General features: G+C 71.4%; 15 protein-coding genes. 4 read left to right on the top strand and 11 right to left on the bottom strand.

Annotation, left to right across the window (positions count from 1 at the left end):
* Nucleotides 1–101: 101 nt before the first annotated feature.
* A complete protein-coding gene (locus AB0P24_RS27855; protein ID WP_365798602.1) occupies nt 102–848 on the top strand; it encodes a DUF6227 family protein in 747 nt (248 codons plus the stop codon).
* 19 nt (nt 849–867) lie between these two features.
* Here AB0P24_RS27855 and AB0P24_RS27850 read toward each other — a convergent pair whose 3' ends face one another.
* The 7 genes from AB0P24_RS27850 to AB0P24_RS27820 all read right to left on the bottom strand — a co-directional run bounded on the left by AB0P24_RS27850 (nt 868) and on the right by AB0P24_RS27820 (nt 9,631).
* The gene (locus AB0P24_RS27850) at nt 868–1,119 is read right to left on the bottom strand and encodes a hypothetical protein (protein ID WP_365798600.1); all 252 of its coding nucleotides are present in this window, start codon (nt 1,117–1,119) and stop codon (nt 868–870) included.
* A gap of 116 nt (nt 1,120–1,235) precedes the next feature.
* Nucleotides 1,236–3,326: a fructose-specific PTS transporter subunit EIIC gene (locus AB0P24_RS27845; RefSeq protein WP_365798598.1), complete on the bottom strand. Its 2,091-nt coding sequence runs from the start codon at nt 3,324–3,326 to the stop codon at nt 1,236–1,238.
* A 247-nt stretch (nt 3,327–3,573) separates the two neighbouring features.
* Entirely contained in the window at nt 3,574–4,521 is a 948-nt protein-coding gene (pfkB, locus tag AB0P24_RS27840) for a 1-phosphofructokinase (protein WP_365798731.1), read from the bottom strand.
* 29 nt (nt 4,522–4,550) lie between these two features.
* Entirely contained in the window at nt 4,551–5,312 is a 762-nt protein-coding gene (locus tag AB0P24_RS27835) for a DeoR/GlpR family DNA-binding transcription regulator (protein WP_365798596.1), read from the bottom strand.
* 197 nt (nt 5,313–5,509) lie between these two features.
* Nucleotides 5,510–6,028 carry a hypothetical protein gene (locus tag AB0P24_RS27830; RefSeq protein WP_365798594.1) on the bottom strand — a complete coding sequence of 173 codons (519 nt, stop codon included), beginning with the start codon at nt 6,026–6,028 and terminating at the stop codon, nt 5,510–5,512.
* A 147-nt stretch (nt 6,029–6,175) separates the two neighbouring features.
* Entirely contained in the window at nt 6,176–6,907 is a 732-nt protein-coding gene (locus AB0P24_RS27825; RefSeq protein WP_365798592.1) for a Crp/Fnr family transcriptional regulator, read from the bottom strand.
* Between the two features lie 1,329 nt (nt 6,908–8,236).
* A complete protein-coding gene (locus AB0P24_RS27820) occupies nt 8,237–9,631 on the bottom strand; it encodes an MFS transporter (protein WP_365798729.1) in 1,395 nt (464 codons plus the stop codon).
* Nucleotides 9,632–9,879: 248 nt separating this feature from the next.
* On the opposite strand from AB0P24_RS27820, the gene AB0P24_RS27815 reads away from it, so the two are divergent.
* Nucleotides 9,880–10,845, top strand: coding sequence for a YafY family protein (locus AB0P24_RS27815; RefSeq protein ID WP_365798591.1), 966 nt, complete (start codon nt 9,880–9,882; stop codon nt 10,843–10,845).
* A gap of 235 nt (nt 10,846–11,080) precedes the next feature.
* On the opposite strand, the gene AB0P24_RS27810 is transcribed toward AB0P24_RS27815, so the two are convergent.
* Entirely contained in the window at nt 11,081–11,680 is a 600-nt protein-coding gene (locus AB0P24_RS27810) for a TetR family transcriptional regulator (protein ID WP_365798727.1), read from the bottom strand.
* A 686-nt stretch (nt 11,681–12,366) separates the two neighbouring features.
* The gene (locus AB0P24_RS27805) at nt 12,367–13,383 is read right to left on the bottom strand and encodes a sigma-70 family RNA polymerase sigma factor (protein ID WP_365798590.1); all 1,017 of its coding nucleotides are present in this window, start codon (nt 13,381–13,383) and stop codon (nt 12,367–12,369) included.
* A gap of 237 nt (nt 13,384–13,620) precedes the next feature.
* On the opposite strand from AB0P24_RS27805, the gene AB0P24_RS27800 reads away from it, so the two are divergent.
* On the top strand, nt 13,621–14,139 hold the full coding sequence (locus AB0P24_RS27800; RefSeq protein ID WP_365798588.1) for an N-acetyltransferase family protein: 519 nt from the start codon (nt 13,621–13,623) through the stop codon (nt 14,137–14,139).
* A 127-nt stretch (nt 14,140–14,266) separates the two neighbouring features.
* Here the strand turns inward: AB0P24_RS27800 and AB0P24_RS27795 are convergent, their stop codons facing one another.
* Nucleotides 14,267–15,058 carry a class III extradiol ring-cleavage dioxygenase gene (locus AB0P24_RS27795; protein WP_365798586.1) on the bottom strand — a complete coding sequence of 264 codons (792 nt, stop codon included), beginning with the start codon at nt 15,056–15,058 and terminating at the stop codon, nt 14,267–14,269.
* 148 nt (nt 15,059–15,206) lie between these two features.
* Here AB0P24_RS27795 and AB0P24_RS27790 point away from each other — a divergent pair, with 148 nt between their 5' ends.
* Nucleotides 15,207–15,719 (top strand): MarR family transcriptional regulator, encoded by a 513-nt coding sequence (locus AB0P24_RS27790; protein ID WP_365798584.1) that lies wholly within the window; start codon nt 15,207–15,209, stop codon nt 15,717–15,719.
* 100 nt (nt 15,720–15,819) lie between these two features.
* On the opposite strand, the gene AB0P24_RS27785 is transcribed toward AB0P24_RS27790, so the two are convergent.
* Nucleotides 15,820–17,358 carry an MFS transporter gene (locus AB0P24_RS27785; protein WP_365798581.1) on the bottom strand — a complete coding sequence of 513 codons (1,539 nt, stop codon included), beginning with the start codon at nt 17,356–17,358 and terminating at the stop codon, nt 15,820–15,822.
* Nucleotides 17,359–17,546: the final 188 nt, after the last annotated feature.

Below are 17,546 nucleotides of genomic sequence, written 5' to 3'. Positions count from 1 at the left end.
GTTTTCCCGGCGTACGTTTTCTCGGTTCCCGGACATGATGTCCGACCGAGGGGCTACGGTATGCACCCACAAGGTGACATGCAGCAACGCCGGGAGAAACCTTGAGCGTTCCGTACGAGACGGCAGCGTACGAACCAGCCGAGTCGCCCGAGTCTCCGGAGGAGCACCTCGCGCGGCTCCTCGGCCGTGCCCTGAACTCCTTCGAACTGCCCGACGAGGTCATAAGGCAGCTGGACTGCCCGCTGGCCCAGGACAGTTCGCTGCACTCCGCGCACCACAGCTCGGGGCTGCACCGGGAGACGTACCGGCACACCTGGCTGCTGGCCGACGGCTCGGCGGTCACCCTGTGGGAGCTCGTGCACAACACCGCGCCGGGCAGCGACCCGCAGCACGAGGTGTACGTCGACGAGGAGGAGCTGCGGGTCGCGACCGCGCGGCTGCCCCTGCCGCCGGACACCCCGGACTTCGAGCTGCCGGTGCTGGTGACGCCGGCGCCGGTCCCGATGCCCCGGCACGTGTACGTGCCGGACGACTCGGCGGACCACGCGCGCCGGCTGCTGCGCCGCGCGGAGAACCCCGACCGGCCGGACACGGAGACGGCCGAGGTGCTGTCGACGGCGTTCGCGCACCAGATCACCCAGGCGTTCGGGCGGCCGGGCCGGGCGGGCAGGCCGGGTCTGGCCTTCTCGCTGTACGAGCACGCGTTCCTGCTGCGGGACGGCCGGGAGCTGTCCCTGTGGGAGGTCGAGCACACGGCGACGCCGGACGGCCGGCACATGTGCGAGGTGTACCCGACGGAGGCCGCGGCCAGGAACGCGATGGAGCGGCGGGCCACCCGGCGGGGCTAGCCCGCGCCGGCCGAGAGGCTCAGCGGCGGCCCAGGCGGCGGACCAGGCCGGCGAAGGCGTCCTGTTCGTCGGGGGTCAGTTCGACGGTCTCGCGCGGCGGGGCGGCCTGGAGCTGGCGCGGGAGGGCAGGCAGGGCGCGTGCGGCGTGCCAGGCGAGGGCTTCGCGGCGGTTGCGGCGCAGCAGGCGGGTCACGACGACCACCCAGGCGACGGCCGCCAGGGTGAGCGCGGTCATGCCGATCAGCTGGAATGTCGAGACGTGCGCGGGCATACGCCCCAGTACACACCACGGTCCGGGACTTTGGTCCCGGACCGTGACGAATCTCGCAGGTGCCGTGAACAACTCACAGCGAATCAAAGGGACAAGGCGGCAACGCGGTGCGGGGGTCAGGCCGCGACCGGCTGCTTGGCCTCCTTCGCGGCGGCGGCCGGGCCGGCGGCGGAGCCGCCCGCCGGGGTCTGCTGGGCCGGCTTGCGCAGGCCCTTGAGGAGGACGACCAGGGCCGTGGTGACGCAGACGCCGACGGCGATGGCGATCAGGTAGAGGAACGGGTTGCCGATCAGCGGGACCACGAAGATGCCGCCGTGCGGGGCGCGCAGGGTGGCGCCGAAGGCCATCGACAGGGACCCGGTGATGGCGCCGCCGACCATCGCGGACGGGATGACGCGCAGCGGGTCGGCGGCCGCGAACGGGATCGCGCCCTCGGAGATGAAGGAGGCGCCCAGCACCCAGGCGGCCTTGCCGTTCTCGCGCTCGGTCTCGGTGAAGAGCTTGCCGCGCACGGTGGTCGCCAGGGCCATCGCCAGCGGCGGGACCATGCCGGCCGCCATGACCGCCGCCATGATCTTCATCGCGGAGTCACTGGGGTTGGAGACGGCGATACCGGCGGTCGCGAAGGTGTACGCGACCTTGTTGACGGGGCCGCCGAGGTCGAAGCACATCATCAGGCCGAGCAGGGCGCCGAGCAGGATGGCGTTGGAGCCGGAGAGCCCGTTCAGCCAGTCGGTCATGCCCTTCTGGGCGGAGGCGATGGGCTTGCCGACCACGACGAACATCAGGAACCCGACGACCGCCGAGGAGATCAGCGGGATCACCACCACCGGCATGATGCCGCGCAGCACCGCCGGGATGTTGATCTTCTGGATCGCCATCACCACACCGCCGGCCAGCAGACCGGCGACCAGGCCGCCGAGGAAGCCCGCGTTGATGGTGGAGGCGATCATGCCGCCCACGAAACCGGGGACCAGGCCCGGCCGGTCCGCCATGCCGTAGGCGATGTAGCCCGCCAGGACCGGGACCAGGAAGCCGAAGGCGACGGCGCCGATCTGGAACATCAGGGCGGCCCAGCTGTCGGACTGCGTCCACACGAAGTGGTTCAGTACCGACGGCGCCGACTTGATCTCGTAGCCGCCGATCGCGAAGCCGAGGGCGATCAGCAGACCGCCGGCCGCGACGAACGGGACCATGTAGCTCACGCCGGACATCAGCCACTTGCGCAGCTTGGTGCCGTAGCCCTCGCCGGCCTCGCCCGCCCGCTCGACCGGTGTGGCCGGTGCGGAGCCGGAGGTGGCCTCGCCGCGGGCCGCCTTCGCGCGGACCTCGCCGATCAGGTCGGCGGGGCGGTTGATGCCCGCCTTCACGCCGACGTCGACGGTCGGCTTGCCGGCGAAGCGCTCCTTCTCGCGGACGGGGACGTCGTGCGCGAAGATCACGCCGTCCGCCGCCGCGATGACCTCGGGGGCGAGCCGGGTGAAGCCGGCCGAGCCCTGCGTCTCGACGACGAGCTCGACGCCTGCCTCCCGGCCCGCGTTCTCCAGGGACTCGGCCGCCATGTAGGTGTGGGCGATGCCGGTAGGGCAGGAGGTGACGGCGACGATACGGAAGGGACGCCCGTCGGCCTCCGGGCCCGGGTCCGTGGTGGCCGCCGCGGTGCCGGCGGAGGCCGCCGCCGGCGCCGCAGCGGTGTCCTGGGAGGCGCCCTCGGCGCCCGCGGTGGCGGCCGCGGCCGCCGCCTCGCCCTTCGCGGGCGCGGACTTCTCGTCGCCCCGGATCAGCGCCGCCGCCGTCACCGCGTCGCCGGCCGACCGCAGCGCGTCCGTGAACTCGCTGTTCATCAGCTGGCGGGCCAGCGAGGAGAGGATCGTGAGGTGGGCGTCGTCGGCGCCGGCGGGGGCCGCGATCAGGAAGATCAGGTCGGCGGGGCCGTCCGGGGCCCCGAAGTCGATACCGGCGGCGCTGCGCCCGAAGGCGAGCGTCGGCTCGGTGACGTGGGCGCTGCGGCAGTGCGGGATGCCGATGCCGCCGTCGAGGCCGGTGGGCATCTGGGCCTCACGGGCGGCCACGTCGGCGAGGAAGCCCTCCAGGTCGGTCACCCGGCCCAGGGCCACCATGCGCTCGGCGAGGGCGCGCGCCGCCGCTTCCTTGGTGCCGGCGGACAGGTCGAGATCGACCAGGTCCGCGGTGATCATGTCGCTCATCGCGGGCTCCTATGCACGCGTATCGCCCGAAGTGTGGGGTGGGCGGGGGTGGGGACGGGGATGCCGTGGGGGGCGGGGTGGGAGACGGGGCCGGGGAAGCCCCGCCTCCCGGGGACGGCGGGGCGGCTCAGGGTGCCCCGACGGCCCGTCGGCGCGGCGAGTAACGAAGGGCCCCGCCGCGCCTGGGGCGGTTGTCGGCGGGCGGCGCCGGGGAGTAGCGCGGCCGCGTGCGGGGGCGTGGGTACGTTCATGACACCGGCTCCGTCAGTTCGCGGTCGAGGGGGATCCGGTCGGTGACGGTCACCGCCGTGGGGTCCAGGTCGGCCGGGGTGGGCATCACGCTGCCGGGCAGCCGGACGGCGGCGGCGCCGTGCGCGACGGCGGAGGCGAGGGCCTTCGGGCCGCTGCCGCCGGCGATGAGGAAACCGGCGAGGGAGGAGTCACCGGCGCCGACGTTGCTGCGGACGGTGTCCACGCGGGCACTCGCGAACCAGGCGCCCTCGTCCTCCACGAGCAGCTGGCCGTCGGCGCCCAGGCTGGCGAGGACCGCGTGTGCGCCCATGCCGCGCAGCTCCTCGGCCGCCTTCAGCGCGTCGCCCACCGTCGCCAGGGGGCGCCCGACCGCTTCCGCGAGCTCCTCGGCGTTCGGCTTCACCACGTCGGGCCGGGCACGCAGCGCTTCGAGCAGCGCGCGCCCCGAGGTGTCCAGCGCGATGCGCGCGCCCCCGGCGTGCGCTCGGGCGACGACATCGGCGTACCAGGAGGGCGCGAGGCCGCGCGGCAGGCTGCCGCAGCAGGCGATCCAGTCGGCGCCGCGGGACTGCTCGCGCACGGTCTCCAGGAGCAGTTCCTGCTCCTGGGCCGAGAGTTCCGGGCCCGGCGCGTTGATCTTGGTGAGCACCCCGTCGGACTCCGCGAGCGCGATGTTGGAGCGGGTGGCTCCGGCGACCGGGACGGGTGCGACCTCGATGCCCTGCGCGTCGAGCAGGTCGGCGACCAGGGCGCCCGGCGCTCCGCCCAGGGGCAGGACGGCGACGGTGCGCCGGCCGGCGGCGGCGACGGCGCGGGAGACGTTCACGCCCTTGCCGCCGGGGTCCATGCGCTCGCCGGAGGCGCGGATGACCTCGCCGCGTTCCAGGGCGGGGACCTCGTAGGTGCGGTCGAGGGAGGGGTTGGGGGTGACGGTGAGGATCACGCCCGTACCGGTCGTGGCGCTCGTGGTGCTCATGCTCGTACTACTTCCGTGCCGCCGCGCTCGATGGCGGCGGCGTCCTCGGGGCTCAGCCCGCTGTCGGTGATCAGCAGGTCCACGTCGCTCAGGTCGCCGAAGCGGGCGAAGTGCTCCTGGCCGTGCTTGGCGGAGTCGGCGAGCAGGACCACCCGGCGGGCCGCGGCGACGGCCGCCCGCTTGACCGCGGCCTCGGCGAGGTCGGGGGTGGTCAGGCCCTGGTCGGCGGAGAAGCCGTTGGCGGCGACGAAGAGGACGTCGGCGCGGATCTCGCTGTACGCGCGCAGCGCCCAGGCGTCCACGGCGGCGCGGGTACGGTGCCGTACGCGCCCGCCGACCAGGTGGAGCTGGATGCCCGGGTGGTCGGCGAGGCGGGCCGCGATCGGGAGGCTGTGGGTGACGACGGTGAGCGTCGCCTCCAGCGGGATGGCCGCGGCCAGGCGGGCGACCGTCGAACCGGCGTCGAGGATCAGGGTGCCCTCGGTGGGCAGCTCCGGGACGGCGGCCTTGGCGATGCGGTCCTTCTCGTCGGCCGAGGTGGACTCGCGTTCGGCGAGGTCCGGCTCGAAGTCGAGGCGCCCGGCCGGGATGGCGCCGCCGTGCACCCGGCGGACGAGGCCGGCCCGGTCGAGGGCCTTCAGGTCGCGGCGGATCGTCTCCGCCGTGACCTGGAACTCCTCGGCGAGCGACACGACGTCCACCCGGCCGCCGTCACGGGCGAGCCGGAGGATCTCCTGCTGCCGCTCCGGTGCGTACATGCCCCTGTGCCTCCGCTCGAAGATACGTCCGCGATGTGCCCGATGCCTGGCACACCCGTCCACTGGCGCCCCGGCCGATGTCCGACTGCGTCCGACTCGTGCCCGAACTTGTGGTTTCGCTCGGAGGCTACGCCGGGATTTCCGGAAAGTAAACAGGTTCGGGCACGAGACAGACACATACGGGCAGGGATGCCGGGTCACCCGTATCTCAGGGCCTTGATCTTCTGCTCGGCGGCCATGACGGCGTGTGCCAGTTCGCCCCGGGCGGCCTCCTGCCGCATGGCCTGGACGAGCCGGGCGTGCAGCTCGGGGGCGGTGACTTTCGGGGCCGGGCCGGGCTCGGGCAGAGCGGTGGCGACATAGGCGTCGACCCGCTCGGCGACCTCCGTCAGCTCGGGGCGGAGGGCCCCAGCGTGGTCGGCGATTCCCTTGATCATGTTGCCGGTCTGGGAGATGTCCTCGAAGTCGCCGGCCCGGCAGGGCTTCCGGGCGAGGCGGCACAGGGCCTTGTAGAGGTCGGTGAGCCACTCGGCCGGCCTGTCGAGTTCGGCGTTCGCCTCGTCCCGGCCGCGGATCTTCCGCATCCAGGCGAAGACCTGCTTGTGGTGCCGGAGGGTGGAGGTGGCGAGGACACCCGTGACGAGAGCGGAGACGGTGCTCAGCACGAGAGTGCCGGCGCCGGTGCCGATCGCCAGCGTGGTGGTGCTGGTCATCATGCGGTGATCCGTTCCAGGGTCGAGCGTCAGCGGCGAGGGCCGGTGCGCCGGGGTGTGGGAACGGCGCACCGGGGCGGTGCCAGTGATGGGGCAGTGCCAGTGCGGGGACAGTGCCAGTGATGGGGCGGTGCCAGTGATGGGGCGGTGTCAGTGCCCGGCGGCGAGGTGGCGCAGCGCGTCGACGTCGTGGATGACGAACTGGCGGTACCGGGCCTCGACGATCCCGTGGTAGCGCAGGGTCCGGATGGCGCTCTCCGTGGTGGAGGTGGCGAGCTGGAGAGCGGAGGCGATGTCCTTCTGGCTCGGGCCGGCGACAACGGTGGAGTCCGTCCGGGGTCCGGCGACGCCCGCGGTGTCGGCGAGGTGCGCCAGCAGTCCGCTGACGCGCTGCAGGGGCGGCCTGGTGACCAGGGTGTAGACGAGTTCGTCGCTGCGGCCGCGGTCCTCCAGGCTGCGCAGGAGGGCGAGTTGGATCTCGGGCCGGCGGCGCAGCAGGACGTTGAAGTGGCGGGCGCGGCAGGGGATGACCACGGTCCTGGTCAGGCATGTGGTGAGGACGGTGGAGCGGGGGGCGATGAGCTTGGCCTCGCCGACCAGTTGGCCGCCGCCGCGGAACCGCGTCACGGCGGGGAGGTTCTCCCCTTCGCCCAGCGGGAAGCGGTCCTGGCGTACGACGCCTTCCCAGATGATGTACACGTTCCGGTCGTCCGGTCCCATCGGCAGCCGCTCGTCCCGGGCGTAGCTGCGGCTGCGCAGCCTCGCCTCCAGCAGGACGTGCCACTCCGCGGCGGGCAGCCGTTGCAGGAAGCTGCCCTCGGGCTTGTTCTCGTGCCCGAGAAGTAAGTCGATCGACCGGGCGGTGTCGATGGCCGAAGGCATGGTCACTCCCCCGCACCGGCGGCCGTGGCGGCGCGTGTCCCGGCGTACGCGCCCCGGAGCACGTGATGGTGACGACGCGTCACGGGCAGGGCGCCGCGAGGCACAGGGCGGTGACGACGCGTCACGGGCAGGGCGTCGCGGGGGTGACAGCACGGCGGCACGAGGAGGCCGTCGTCGTTGACGGTACGCACTTGGCTCTGATCCCTTTCTCTCGATGTTCTGAGAACCCGCTGGTCAGCTGGGTTCCGTTGGTGGGTCCGGCGGTGGTTCTCGGCTCCCTTGCCGGGAGGTACGACAGCGCCCGGGTGGTGAGGCCGGGCGGGTTGAGACAGGTGAGCGAGATAAACCGTACCGCCCGCCGCAAGCGAAGAGCCAGTTACCTTTCCGAAGGCGCCGCGAAGAATAGTGATCATGGCGGAAACCCCTGACCGCGGGGCTTTGTTACAGAAGATCACACGCGATCCGGCTGGACGGGCCGGCCGCCCTTCGGGAAATTCCAGATATCGGTTTTCGCGGTTATCCGCATACCCTCACAGATACACGACAGCGCTCTTTCCGACGTGCGGCACATGAGCGACGCATGGCATCCACGCATACCGCAGGCAAAAACGAGAGGCCCCGGGGCACCACCCCCAGGACCTCCCGGAAAAGGTCCGGACCCACCAGGGATCAGACCGGTGCCCAGTAAACACCACGGACGGCCTTTGGGTCACTCCCCATCGGTCGACAAGGAGTCACCACCGGCCGACTCGTAGGGCGAAATCCCCGACAGCGGGGAATCTCACGGACAGTACCCCGCCCCGCACAGGCCGTCGAGACGCTCCACCCGGCCGCGCGGTTTGCCCCCTTTATGCCCCCGAGGGCGAGGGGAACCAAGATCCCCGCCGGGACGTGACAGCGTTATCAAATGATTGCCATCGATCAAGAGCAAACAGATTCGGTCAGCCGGGCCACGCCCCACCGGCGACCCCGAACCGCGACCCGTCCGGACGGAAGCATCACGGAAAAACCCGCACAGCGGGCCGCCGCTCCGCTGGAATTAACCGTCACCGTTTCGGCAATTCCTTTCCGGGAGACAGCCAATGCCGACAGAAAACGCGGCGAGTTCGCGCGAAGCGCGGATTCCCGTACGGAAATCCGCGCTTCGCGCCACCCACCCCTCAAATGTCGATTAGTGAACAAGGGCACTGCGGCTCGGTCCCGACCCCGCCCTATGCCCTGTCAGTTTCCTTTCAGAACAGTCGAGTTGAGCGCGTCAGGCACTCGAAGTCGGAGGGTTCAGCACATAAGGTGTCATTTTCTGGCGAAGGGCATCCATCGCCCACGGCCTCAGCTCCCGCCCGGCTCCCGCGCAGCCGCTCGCCGCGGCAGCGCGAACATCAGCAGAAAGATCAGGCCCAGCACCGCGGCCACCCAGAGCAGGGCATGCCGGAAGGCGTCCGCGAAGACCGGACCGGGCTGGGCTGCTGCGAGCCGGTCGTCGATGACGCCGTAGAAGACCACCGAGACCAGGCCGAGGCCGAGCGCGTTGCCCATCTGCTGCACGGTGTTGATCAGGCCGGAGGCGGACCCGGCGTGCCGGCGCGGCACCTCCGACAGCACCGCGTCCGTCAGCGGGGCGACGATCAGGCCCATGCCCACACCCATCACGACCAGCGGCAGGGCCATCTGCCAGGAGGCGATGGCGAGGCCGTAGCGGTCCGACTCCCAGATGTAGAGCAGGACCCCGAGGGCCATCAGCAGGGCGCCGGCCTGGAGCACCTTGCGTCCGAAGCGCGGGACCAGCTTCTGCACGGACACGCCGGCCGCGACGGAGACGGAGATCGAGAACGGCACCCCGGTCAGGCCGGCGTGCAGCGGGGTCCAGCCGAGGCCGACCTGCATGTACAGCGTCCAGACCAGGAAGAAGATGCCGAGCGCGACACCGAAGACGGTCTGTACCGCGATACCCGCGGCGAAGCTCTTGACCGTGAAGAGGGAGGGTTCGATGAGGGGAGAGCCGTCGCGGGCCGCCTTGCGGCGTTCGTAGCCGACGAGTACGGCGAAGACGGCGAGCGCGCCGGCCATCGACGCGTACCCCCACAGCGGCCAGCCCAGCTCGCGGCCCCGGGTCAGCGGGTAGAGCAGCATCAGCAGCCCGAGGGTGACCAGGGCGACGCCGACGAGGTCGAGCCGCAGCGCGTGCGGGGCCTTCGACTCGCCGATGCAGCGGCGGCCGAGGAGGAGAGCGGCGACACCGACCGGGAGGTTGATCAGGAAGATCGGGCGCCATTCGAGACCGAGGAGGTTCCACTCGGTCAGCAGCGCGCCGAGCAGCGGGCCGGAGACCGCGCCCAGGCCGACGATCGCGCCGAACAGGCCGAAGACCTTGCCGCGTTCGTGGGCCGGGAAGGTGGCGTGCACGATCGACAGGACCTGCGGGACCATCATCGCGGCCATGCCGCCTTGCAGGATACGGGCGGCGACCAGCATCTCCGGGCCGGCGGCGAAGCCGCACAGGGCCGAGGCGAGGGTGAAACCGGCGACGCCGGTCAGGAACAGCCGTTTACGGCCGTGGATGTCGCCGAGGCGGCCGCCGGTGATCAGGCCGGCGGCGAAGGCGAGGGCGTAGCCGGCGGTGATCCACTGGATCTGGCTGAAGGAGGCGTGGGCGTCGCGCTGGATGGACGGGATGGCGATGTTCACGATCGTCACGTCGACCAGGTCCATGAAGGCGGCGGTCATGACGATGGCGAGGGCCAGCCAGCGGTGCCGTGCACCGGCGGAGGCCGACGATCCGAGCGCCGTCGGGGGCGGTGCGGCGGTGTCTGTGCCGGGTCGTTGTGGCTGGCCGGGCCCCGCGGCGGGGCCGCTGATCGATACAGTCCCGCGCCCCTCGGGGATGTCGGTGCCGACGTCGGTGAAGGTCATGACGTCACCCTAGGAACCGATTAGGCCAGTTCCTGTCCTATTGATACGGCATCCTCGTCCGCATGACGACAGACACTCCGGCTCGGCTGCTTCAGTTGCTGTCTCTTCTTCAGACTCCCCGTGAGTGGCCCGGCGGGGAGCTCGCCGACCGGCTCGGGGTGTCCCGGCGTACGGTGCGGCGGGACATCGACCGGCTGCGGGAACTGGGGTATCCCGTGGAGGCCAGCAAGGGGGCCGACGGGGGGTACCGGCTGGTCGCGGGGAAGGCGATGCCGCCGTTGCTGCTCGACGACGACGAGGCCGTCGCCATCGCGGTCGGGCTGCGGGCCGGGGCCGGGCACGCCGTGGCGGGGGTGGACGAGGCGTCGGTGCGGGCGCTGGCGAAGCTGGAGCAGGTGCTGCCGGCCCGGCTGCGGCACCGGGTGACCACGTTGCAGGCCGCGACCACGCCGCTGACCAGCGGGGACGGGGCGAGTATCGCGCCCGAGACGCTGACCGTGATGGCGTCGGCGGTCGCGGGGCGGGAGCGGCTGCGGTTCGCCTACCGGGCGGCGGACGGGAGCGAGACGCGGCGGCAGACGGAGCCGTACCGGCTGGTGTCGACTGGGCTGCGGTGGTACCTCGTGGCGTACGACGTCGATCGCGACGACTGGCGGACGTTCCGGGTCGACCGGGTGAGCGAGCCGTTCGCGACCGGGGTGCGGTTCGCTCCGCGGGAGATGCCGACGGGGAGTGCGGCGGAGTACCTGCGGCGGTCCATCCAACGGCAGCAGGAGACGTACGGGTTCGCGGTCGCGTTCGCCGGGACGGCGGCGGAGGTGAGGGCTCGGCTGCCGGGGTGGCTGGGGACGCCGGTGGAAGAAGAGGGCGGCTGGTGTGTGGTGCGGGGCGAGAGCGGGGATCCGGTGGAGTGGCTGGCGGTGCGGTTGGTGATGGCGGGGTGTGAGTTCGTCGTGCGGGAGCCTGCGGAACTGGTGGCGTGCGTGCGGGAGTTGGGGGGTCGGTTGAGCCGGGCCGGGGGTGTGTGAGGGGAACTGGGCCGGGGGTGGGGGCGTTTACCGGGGCGCCGGCTGGGTGCCGGCTGGGCGCCGGCTGGGTGCCGGCTGGGTGTCTCCGCCAGAGGCGGGAATCCCCGGAGGGGAATCCCCGATCCCCGGAGGGGGTACCGCAGCGCCCGCCCTCCCCCACGCTCGGCTTCGCTGGAACGGCGCCCAAGAGGGGCGCGGGACTGTGTCGGTGTGCGGCTCCGCCGCGTGGGCGCGATCAGTCCCCACCCGGCCGCAGGCTCCACGCGAACCCCCGTAGCGCTTCCAGGTTCTGAAGGGCCAGGGCTGCCGGGCCCCCCGGGCCCGTGGGGTCGGCGGTGCCCGCCGCCCAGGATTCCACCGCCGCCCGCACCGCCGCGCCGGCCACCGCCGCGGTGAAACGGAGGTGGGCGGGCGGGGCGACGTTGTCGATGGTGGTGGAGGTGCGTTCCGCCAGGATCGACGTCAGGAGGCGGTCCGAGGACTGGCACACCTCCGCCCACACCTTGCGCAGGGCCGGGCTGCTGTCGGCCAGGCGGATCAGCGTGCGGACCCATTCCCAGGAGGCGGCGGAGACTCCCACGCCCGGGGTCAGGGTGCGGTGGACGGCGTGTTCCAGGGCCTCGGGGACGGAGAGGGCCGCGGGGGCCGCCCGTACCGCCTCCGTCCAGCGCTGGGCGCCCGCCGCGTAGAGCGGGGCGACCGCCTCCTCCTTCGTGGCGAAGTAACGGTAGAACGTGCGGGGGGCGATGCCCGCGGCCTGCGCGATGTCCTCGGCGCGAGTGGCCCGCAGGCCCCGCCGTACGAACAGGCCCGCGGCCGCCCGGGCGATCTCCATGCGGGTCTCCGCCTTGCGCCGTTCCGTGAGGGAGAGGGGGGCGACGTCCTGCGCGGGGGTGTCGCCGGTGGTACTGGGGGTGCTCACCTCGGCAGGCTATGCCGCTGTGGCAGAATCTGCCATCCGGTGGTTCACCCCGTGGTTCAGGTACGGGGTGAACCACCGTCTCAGCATGCCCGGGCGCGTCGGAACCCGGGCGAACGCAGCTCTCCGCCCCCGGTGGAAAGGGTGGAGCCGGGCTCCGGCGCCCGGGGGGACAGGCGCCGGAGCCCGGCTCTGGGAGAGTCCCGGCGCCGGGGGGATGGTGCGTCGGGACGTGGCTTGTTGACGTCGACAGGGCGGCAGAGCTGTCGAGGGCCGTGGGTCGTTGGGCCGTGGGTCGTGGGCCTTTAGGCCGTGGGTAATGGGCCTTTGGGCCGTGGGTCGTTGGGCCGTGGAGAGTTGCCTTCGGCGGTCGCCGGTTGCGGCGGTCGCCCGGCCCCGGCAGTCGTGGCCGGGGGCCTCGATCTCCCGGCCCGGGTTGGTTGTTCCCTGCACCCGAACCTTGAAGCGGCGGTACCGCGCCATGTTCGCGCCGTCTTCCGCCACCCGGCGCACGCGCCCGGTGAGAACGGAGTCTGAGCGGGTCTCGCGTGCGCCCGTCACGCGAGCCCCACTCGTGCGAACCCTGCCCCCGCACAACCCCCTTACGCGGCCGGCTCGAACCCGGTGGAGCGGGCCAGCTTCTTCAGCTCCAGCAGTGCGTGCTTCTCGATCTGGCGGATGCGCTCACGGGTCAGGCCGTGCTCCTTGCCGACCTCGGTGAGCGTGCGCTCGCGGCCGTCCTCGATGCCGTACCTCATCTTGATGATGGAGGCCGTGCGCTGGTCCAGGCGACCGATCAGGTCGTCCAGTTCCTCGCTGCGCAGCAGGGTCAGGACGGACTGCTCGGGGCTGACCGCCGACGTGTCCTCCAGGAGGTCGCCGAACTGCGTCTCGCCCTCGTCGTCCACCGCCATGTTCAGCGAGACCGGGTCACGGGCCCAGTCCAGCACGTCGATGACGCGCTCCGGCGTGGAGCCGAGTTCGGCGGCGATCTCGGCGGGCTCCGGGTCCCGGCCGTGCTCCCGGTTGAACTCGCGCTGGACGCGCCGGATCCGGCCCAGCTCCTCCACCAGGTGGACGGGGAGCCGGATGGTCCGGGACTGGTCGGCGATGGAGCGGGTGATCGCCTGGCGGATCCACCAGGTGGCGTACGTGGAGAACTTGAAGCCCTTGCGGTAGTCGAACTTCTCCACCGCGCGCACCAGGCCGGCGTTGCCCTCCTGGATCAGGTCGAGCAGGGGCAGGCCGCTGCGCGGGTAGCGTCGGGCCACGGCCACGACCAGGCGGAGGTTGGAGCGGATGAAGACGTCCTTCGCCCGCTCACCGGCGGCGACGAGCGCCTCCAGTTCCTCGCGGGTGGCGTCGGACGCGGACTCCTCCTCGCCGTCGAGGACCTGCCGAGCGAACACACCCGCCTCTATGGTCTGGGACAACTCGACTTCCTTGGCGGCGTCGAGGAGCGGTGTGCGCGCGATCTCGTCGAGGTACATGCCGACCAGATCGCGGTCGGCGATCTCGCCGCCATGGCCGCGAACGCCATGGGCGCGAACACTGCTTGCCGAGTCGGCCGTCTCGCCGGTGGCGGCGGACTGACGACGGGCGACGGCACGGGTTGCCATGCGTGCTCCCTTGCGATGGTGGGCGGGCGGGTGGTCCTAGCGGTTCTTCCCGGTCTTCGGTGGATGCCTGGCGCTCCACTGGCAGCGCTTCGGAACTCCACTTCTGGAACTCCTCGGACTGTCGCCGAGTGCCCGGCATCTGATGGAAACAACGACTGGAATCCGGACAGAATTCCCATGCCGTCCCCCGATTTTTGTGATCATGCAGTACCCTGTCGGACCTCGTGAGGAGGTGCGGTGCCGCCGGAACGTACAGAGGTGCAGGTCAGACCGGGAGCCGAGGGGGACCTCGAAGCCCTCACGGAGATCTACAATCACTACGTTCGTGAGACGTCCATCACATTCGACACGGTGGCCTTCACGCCGGAAGAGCGTCGTCCGTGGCTGCTCTCCCACCCGGAAGACGGCCCGTATCGCCTGATGGTTGCCACGTCGGAGGACTCACAGGAGATTCTCGGGTACGCCACATCCAGCCCCTACCGCGCGAAACCGGCCTACGGGACCTCGGTGGAGGTGACGGTCTACGTCGCCCCGGACGCCGGCCGGCGCGGTGTCGGCACGCTCCTCTACAAGGCGCTCTTCGAGGCGCTCGCGGGCGAGGACCTGCACCGTGCCTACGCGGGCATCGCCCAGCCGAACGAGGCGTCCACCCGGCTGCACGAGCGGTTCGGCTTCCGGTACGTCGGCACGTACCGCGAGGTGGGCCGTAAGTTCGGTCGCTACTGGGACGTGGCCTGGTACGAGAAGGATCTCTGACCTGGGCGGGCCGCCCCAGGGGCTTTCCCGGAGGGCTCCGCGAGGGGCTTACCCGGGGGCCTCTCCCGGAGGGCTTCTACGGGGGCTTCCCCGGAGGGGTCTCACCCCTGGGGAAGCCCCCGGCCGGTCACCCGAACTGCACCGACCGCTTCGCCAGCCCCATCCAGAACCCGTCGATCACCGACTTCTGGGCGTCCAGTTCGCCGCCCGCCTCGGCCGCGCCCATGGTGACGAAGAGCGGGGCGAAGTGCTCGATGCGCGGGTGGGCGTAACGGCCGGCCGGAGCCTTGTCGAGGAAGGCCAGCAGGGCGTCCCAGTCACGGTTCTCCAGGGCCCGGTGCCCCCAGTCGTCGAACTCGGCGGACCAGGAGGGCACCCCGCCGCCGACGTGCCGCAGCGCGGCCAGGTTGTGGGTGAAGAAGCCGGAGCCGACGATCAGCACGCCCTCGTCGCGCAGCGGGGCGAGCCGGCGGCCGATCTCCATCAGGCGAACCGGGTCGAGGGTGGGCATGGAGATCTGCAGGACAGGGATGTCCGCGGCCGGGAACATCTCCACCAGGGGCACGTAGGCGCCGTGGTCGAGGCCGCGGTCCGGGATGTCCTGCACGGGGGTGCCGGGGGCGCGCAGCAGCTTGCGCACGGACTCGGCCAGCTCGGGCGCGCCGGGGGCCGCGTACTGCACCTTGTAGTAGTGCTCCGGGAACCCCCAGAAGTCGTAGACGAGGGGGACGGTCTGGACGGCACCGAGGGCGAGGGGCGCCTCCTCCCAGTGGGCGGAGACCATCAGGATCGCCTTGGGGCGGGGCAGGCCGGCGCTCCAGGCGGCGAGTTCGCCGGGCCAGACGGGGTCGTCGGCGAGCGGCGGAGCGCCGTGGCTCAGGTAGAGGGCGGGCATGCGCTCCGGTGCGGCGGCGGACATGGCGGCGACTCCCTTCGAGTGCCGGGCTGCCTCCCCGGCTCCTCGCTCCAGCGGCTCAGCGGTTCATGTTTTAACTCTCAAGCTTTCTCCCTCCACCTTACGCGTCATTTGTTTAAAATTCAAGGAGAGGCCTCGTACAGTGGGACACATGACTACGGCATCCGCTTCCGCCACCACGCAGAGCCGCTGGCTCACCGACCACGAACAGCGGGTCTGGCGCTCGTACCTGCATGCCACGACCCTGCTGGAGGACCATCTGGACCGTCAGCTCCAGCGGGACGCGGGGATGCCGCACATCTACTACGGCCTGCTCGTCGGGCTCGCCGAGGCGCCCGACCGGCGGCTGCGGATGACCGAGCTGGCGATGAGGGCGAAGATCACCCGGTCCCGGCTCTCGCACGCCGTCGCGCGCCTGGAGAAGAACGGCTGGGTACGGCGGGAGGACTGCCCCTCCGACAAGCGGGGCCAGTTCGCCGTCCTGACCGACGAGGGCGCCGAGGTGCTGCGACGCACCGCACCGGGCCATGTGGCCGCCGTACGGCAGGCGTTGTTCGAGCGACTGACGCCGGAACAGCAGCAGGCCCTCGGCGAGATCATGCAGATCGTCGCCGAGGGCCTGCAGCCCGACGAAGCGGGCGCGGACCTGCCCTGGCTCCGCTGAGGAGCCGGGACAGGTCCGCGTGCGGGTACCCCTACGGTCTGTCTGTCGGCCGGTGCTGTCTGTGTCTCTCGGCTGGCCGGCCGGCCGACCGCTCAGCGGCTCAGTGGGCGACCACCGGGACCGCCACCTCGTCCTCCGCGCCCTCACCGGAGGCCACCGTGGTGGTGTCCGGCTTGCCGGCGTTGACGAAGGTCACCACGATCACCGAGGCCAGCACCAGCATGCCGACGGCGACCCAGATCGCGTTGGCGTAGCCGTGCACCGCGCCCTGCATCTGGACCAGCTGCTGCTGGGACTTGGAGGTCGCGGTCGCGATGTGGTCCTTGATGTACGACGTCGTCGCGGAGGCGGCGATCGTGTTCAGCAGGGCCGTACCGATGGCACCGCCCACCTGCTGCGAGGTGTTGACCATCGCGGAGGCGACACCGGCGTCCCGGGGCTCGACGCCGAGCGTGGCCAGGGACATGGCCGGCATGAACGCCGTACCCATGCCGAGACCGAGCAGCACCATCGCCGGCAGGATCGTCGAGGCGTACGAGGAGCCGATCTCGATCTGCGTCATGACCAGCATGCCGCTCGCGGCGACCAGGAAGCCGGGGCCCATCAGCGCCCGGGCCGGGACCCGGGTCATCAGCCGGGTGCCGATCTGGGTGGAGCCGACCATCATGCCCGCGATCATCGGCAGGAAGGCGAAGCCGGTCTTGATCGGCGAGAAGCCCTTGATGACCTGGAGGTAGTAGGTCAGGAAGAGGAAGGTGCCGAACATCGCGATGATCGCGACGCCGAGGGAGAGGTAGATACCGCCGCGGTTGCGGTCGGTGACCACGCGCAGCGGCAGCAGCGGGGCCTTGACCCGGGCCTCGGTGACGACGAACGCGAGCAGCAGGACCGCGGAGGCGACGAACAGGCCGACGGTGGTGGTGTCGCCCCAGCCGTCGGACTCGGCGCGGGTGAAGCCGTAGACCAGCGAGACCAGGCCCAGGGTGGACAGGAGCACGCCGGGGATGTCGAGCGGGTTGCGGTTGCGGCCGCCCTCCGGCTCACGGATGACGAAGTACGCGCCGAGCGCGGCGACGATGGCGAACGGGATGTTCACGAAGAACGTCCAGCGCCAGTCCAGGTACTCGGTGAGCACACCGCCGAGGATGAAGCCGACGGCGCCGCCGCCACCGGCGATCGCGCCGTAGATGCCGAACGCCTTGGCACGCTCCTTGGCGTCCGTGAACATCACGGCGAGCAGGGAGAGCGCGGCCGGGGCGAGCATGGCGCCGAAGACGCCCTGGAGGGCACGGGCGCCGAACATCATGGCGCCGCTGGTCGCCGCACCGCCGAGCGCGGAGGCGGCGGCGAAGCCGGTCAGGCCTATGACGAAGGCCCGCTTGCGGCCCCACAGGTCGGCGATCCGGCCGCCGAAGAGCAGGAGACCGCCGAAGGCGAGGGCGTAGGCGGTGACGACCCACTGCCGGTTGCCGTCGGAGATGCCCAGGTCGCTCTGGGCGGAGGGCAGCGCGATGTTCACGATGGTGGCGTCTAGGACGACCATCAGCTGGGCGAGCGCGATGAAGACCAGCGCTTTCCAGCGGTTGGCATCACCGGACTGTGCCGGTGCGCCGGGAGCCTTTGCGGCTGTTGCTGACATGGGGGTACCCACTTCGTGACTTCGTGACGGAAAAAGTGATGCTTGAAGTGATGCTTGGGATGCTTGAAGTGATGCTTGAGGTGAGGGACCGGCGGACGGTCCCTGACTGATCGGCCCGATCGGCGGTTCGTGACCGAGTCGGATGCGTCGGATACGTCGAAGGTGTCGGATACGTCGAAGGTGTCGGC

The sequence above is a fragment of the Streptomyces sp. NPDC086519 genome (assembly GCF_040686075.1).
Taxonomy (GTDB): domain Bacteria; phylum Actinomycetota; class Actinomycetes; order Streptomycetales; family Streptomycetaceae; genus Streptomyces; species Streptomyces shenzhenensis.
Note: the sequence above shows the minus strand (reverse complement) of the source record. Positions and strands in the feature narration are given on the sequence as shown.

Excerpts from the sequence above, each read along its gene's own strand:
- AB0P24_RS27850 (WP_365798600.1), bottom strand. The coding sequence starts at position 1,119 with ATGCCCGCGCACGTCTCGACATTCCAGCTGATCGGCATGACCGCGCTC.
- AB0P24_RS27845 (WP_365798598.1), bottom strand. The coding sequence starts at position 3,326 with ATGAGCGACATGATCACCGCGGACCTGGTCGATCTCGACCTGTCCGCC.
- AB0P24_RS27835 (WP_365798596.1), bottom strand. The coding sequence starts at position 5,312 with ATGTACGCACCGGAGCGGCAGCAGGAGATCCTCCGGCTCGCCCGTGAC.
- AB0P24_RS27830 (WP_365798594.1), bottom strand. The coding sequence starts at position 6,028 with ATGATGACCAGCACCACCACGCTGGCGATCGGCACCGGCGCCGGCACT.
- AB0P24_RS27825 (WP_365798592.1), bottom strand. The coding sequence starts at position 6,907 with ATGCCTTCGGCCATCGACACCGCCCGGTCGATCGACTTACTTCTCGGG.
- AB0P24_RS27820 (WP_365798729.1), bottom strand. The coding sequence starts at position 9,631 with ATGACCGCCGCCTTCATGGACCTGGTCGACGTGACGATCGTGAACATC.
- AB0P24_RS27815 (WP_365798591.1), top strand. The coding sequence starts at position 9,880 with ATGACGACAGACACTCCGGCTCGGCTGCTTCAGTTGCTGTCTCTTCTT.
- AB0P24_RS27810 (WP_365798727.1), bottom strand. The coding sequence starts at position 11,680 with ATGGAGATCGCCCGGGCGGCCGCGGGCCTGTTCGTACGGCGGGGCCTG.
- AB0P24_RS27805 (WP_365798590.1), bottom strand. The coding sequence starts at position 13,383 with ATGGCAACCCGTGCCGTCGCCCGTCGTCAGTCCGCCGCCACCGGCGAG.
- AB0P24_RS27795 (WP_365798586.1), bottom strand. The coding sequence starts at position 15,058 with ATGTCCGCCGCCGCACCGGAGCGCATGCCCGCCCTCTACCTGAGCCAC.
- AB0P24_RS27790 (WP_365798584.1), top strand. The coding sequence starts at position 15,207 with ATGACTACGGCATCCGCTTCCGCCACCACGCAGAGCCGCTGGCTCACC.
- AB0P24_RS27785 (WP_365798581.1), bottom strand. The coding sequence starts at position 17,358 with ATGTCAGCAACAGCCGCAAAGGCTCCCGGCGCACCGGCACAGTCCGGT.